This window comes from Aquabacterium sp. UBA2148, assembly GCF_002328915.1.
Classification (GTDB): Bacteria; Pseudomonadota; Gammaproteobacteria; order Burkholderiales; family Burkholderiaceae_C; genus Aquabacterium; species Aquabacterium parvum.
In genome coordinates this window covers 1-3,026 of record NZ_DCXA01000038.1, presented here as the reverse complement: position 1 = coordinate 3,026, position 3,026 = coordinate 1, and the positions used below count along the sequence as shown (strand labels likewise).

Here is a 3,026-nt window from a genome sequence, read left to right as displayed (position 1 = left end):
CCCGCCTCGACGGCATACGGGCGGTTTGCACGCTGGGCGCACCCGCGACGGCCGACCATGTGCTTCGTCACTTCGGTCCGACCAAGTCCGAAGAGGATGGGCAGATCCAGGTCGACCTGGGCGGCCGGGCGTTCAGGATCGCGCCGGCCTTCATTGAAGAGCTCCAGGCCCAAGCCCACGAGAACCCGGTCAAGGGGCTTCGCGCGGCCTTGCTGGTTATGCACGCGCCAAGTGACGCGGTGGTGGACATCGGCGAGGCACAGGACCTGTTCAAGGCGGCCAGACATCCTAAGAGTTTCATCAGCCTGGACGATGCGGACCATCTGCTCACGCGCCCGGCCGATGCGCAGTATGCGGCTGACCTGATTGGCGCCTGGGCCTCGCGGTTTCTGCCGATGCGAGCCGAGCGAAACGATGCGCCGTCGGACCTTCGTGCGGGCGAGGTGTGGGTGGGGGAGCACGATCACGCCTTCTGGCGATCGATGCGAGCAGGTCCGCACCACCTCGACGCCGATGAGCCCAAGGAAGTGGGTGGTGGCGAACGCGGGCCCGATCCTTATGAACTTCTGCTGATGTCGCTGGGCGCCTGCACGTCCATGACATTGCGCCAGTACGCCAAGCGAAAAGGCTATGCGCTCAAGGATGTCCAGGTCAGGTTGCGTCATGAGCGCGCGCACGCGACCGATTGCCAGGAGTGCGGGGATCGCTCGGGACAGGTTGACCACGTCACGCGGCAGCTCCTGCTGAGCGGACCGTTGAGTGAAAGCCAGCGACAGGACCTGTTGCGCATCGCCGATCGTTGCCCCGTGCATCGAACGCTGGAGAACCATCCGGTGATCACCACCACACTGATTCGGGACTGATCCCAACCACACACAAACGAAGGAGACGGAGCATGAGAGCCATCTGGAAAGGCACCACCATCGCTGAGAGCGATGACATCGTGGAAGTTGAAGGCAACGCCTATTTCCCACACGACGCGTTGCGCCCGGAACATTTCAAACCAAGCGATACGCACACCACCTGTCCATGGAAGGGGCGGGCCAGCTACTACGACGTCGTGGTCGGCGAAGACGTGAACGCTGACGCGGCGTGGTACTACCCGTCGCCCAAGGCTGGTGCGGAGGCGGTGACCGGCAGGGTGGCGTTCTGGCGCGGTGTCGAGGTGCGGCCATGAGCGGGGAACAGAGGTTCGACGCGATCGTGATCGGAGCCGGTCAGGCCGGTCCCTTTCTGGGCGCGACACTCGTTGCCCGGGGTATGAAGGTGGCGCTCATCGAGGAGCGTGACCTGGGTGGTACCTGTGTCAATCGGGGCTGCACCCCAACCAAGACCCTACGCAAGTCGGCTCGTGTGGCTCACATGGCGCGCCGGGCCAGCGAATTCGGTGTGCAAACCGGGTCGGTCCAGGTCAACTTCAGGGCAGCGATGGAGCGCATGCAACGCCGGGTGGAGGAGGCTCGCTCTGGCCTGCAGGCCTGGCTGGGCCAGTTGGAAGGACTCACCATCATCAAGGCGCGCGGTCGCCTGGCGGGCCGTGAAGGCGAACAGTTCGTGGTGCTGGCCGGCGAGCATCAGCTGGTGGCGCCCAAGGTGGTGCTGAACACCGGCACACGTCCCTTTGTTCCGCCGGTGCCTGGGCTGGACGAGCTGCCGTTCCTGGACAACGAACGGCTGTTGGCGCTGCGTGAATTACCGTCCAGGCTGGTGATCATCGGCGGTGGATACATCAGCCTGGAGATGGCTCAGATCTTTCGGCGGCTGGGAAGTGAGGTTGCCATTCTGGAAACAGGGCCCCGCCTCACGGCCCGCGAGGACGAGGACATTGCAGCCGCTGTGACCGGAATGCTGACAGCGGAAGGCATCGAAGTGAACACCGGCGTGCGCATTGAGCGGGTCGGCAAGGCGGACAACGACGCTGGCGTGCGGGTGCAGTTGGCTGGTGGCCGCAGCGTGGATGGCAGCCACCTGCTGGTGGCCACCGGGCGAATACCGAACACCGACTGTCTGGGCCTGGAAACGGTGGGCCTGGAGGTCAGTGCGCGAGGCTACCTGGTCACCAACGACCGGCTCGAAACCGCGGTTCCCGGCATCTGGGCGCTGGGTGACATCAATCAGCGCGGGGCCTTTACCCACACCAGCTACCACGATCAGGACATCGTGGCGGAGAACCTGGCCGGAGGGCAACGCAGCGCCGCCGCGCGCGTCGGCATTTATGCCATGTTTACCGATCCTCCGCTGGCCCACGTCGGTCTTTATGAGGCCGACGCGCGAAAACTCGTGACCGAAGGGCGACGCATTTCCCAGGCGGTTCACGCCATGAAGGACGTCAGTCGCGCGAAGGAAGAAGGCGAAACCGTGGGCAAGATCAAGCTCCTCATCGATGAGGACAGTGGTCATTTCCTCGGAGCGACCATGCTCGGGATCCAGTCGGACGAGATCATTCAGGCGATCGGTCTGGTGATGGCCAGTGGCGGCACCTGGAAGTTGGTCCGGGATGCATTGCCCGTTCACCCGACGGTCACCGAGTTCCTGCCCACCATCATTGATCGACGCAAGCCCTTGACCGCAAGTTCTGGGTGAGCCGGAGGACCCACACCATGCCCATCAACCGCTCATTCAGCGGCCGCAATCGCGATGTCCACAACCACGGCGGTCGACTTCCGCCAGGACAGTCCCTGACGGAAGGTTTTCCCGTGCTGACTGCGGGCCCCACCCCAAAAGCCTTGGCGCTTGGCGATTGGCGCTTGACCTTGAAGGTCGGTGTGCGGCCGGTTCGCGTTTGGACCTGGAGCGAATTCCAGGCCCTGCCCCAGACCGAGCAGGTGGTCGATATCCATTGCGTTACCACCTGGTCGAAATTCGACACCCGCTGGCGCGGTGTGACGTTGGACACCTTGTTGCAGGCGGCCGGACTGGAAGCGCCCACGCCTTGGGTGTTGGCGCATTCTCAGGACGGCTACTCCACCAACGTGCCGTTGGCCGATCTGACACAAGGGCGCGCAATGATCGCAACGCACTACGAC

4 protein-coding genes are annotated in these 3,026 nt (G+C 63.9%); all 4 read left to right on the top strand.

Annotated features, from left to right (window positions below; translation table 11 throughout):
- A partial coding sequence (locus tag B2W70_RS02090) for a bifunctional alpha/beta hydrolase/OsmC family protein (protein ID WP_286742351.1) occupies positions 1–863 on the top strand: 863 nt, incomplete at its 5' end.
- A 32-nt stretch (positions 864–895) separates the two neighbouring features.
- Positions 896–1,177, top strand: a complete 282-nt coding sequence (locus tag B2W70_RS02085) for a DUF427 domain-containing protein (RefSeq protein ID WP_034053981.1) — start codon at positions 896–898, stop codon at positions 1,175–1,177.
- On the top strand, positions 1,174–2,583 hold the full coding sequence (locus B2W70_RS02080; protein ID WP_034053982.1) for a mercuric reductase: 1,410 nt from the start codon (positions 1,174–1,176) through the stop codon (positions 2,581–2,583). The genes B2W70_RS02085 and B2W70_RS02080 overlap by 4 nt, the downstream gene beginning before the upstream one ends.
- Before the next feature lie 17 nt (positions 2,584–2,600).
- Positions 2,601–3,026, top strand: a 426-nt coding sequence (locus tag B2W70_RS02075; RefSeq protein WP_286742338.1) for a molybdopterin-dependent oxidoreductase, incomplete at its 3' end; no start/stop codon positions are given.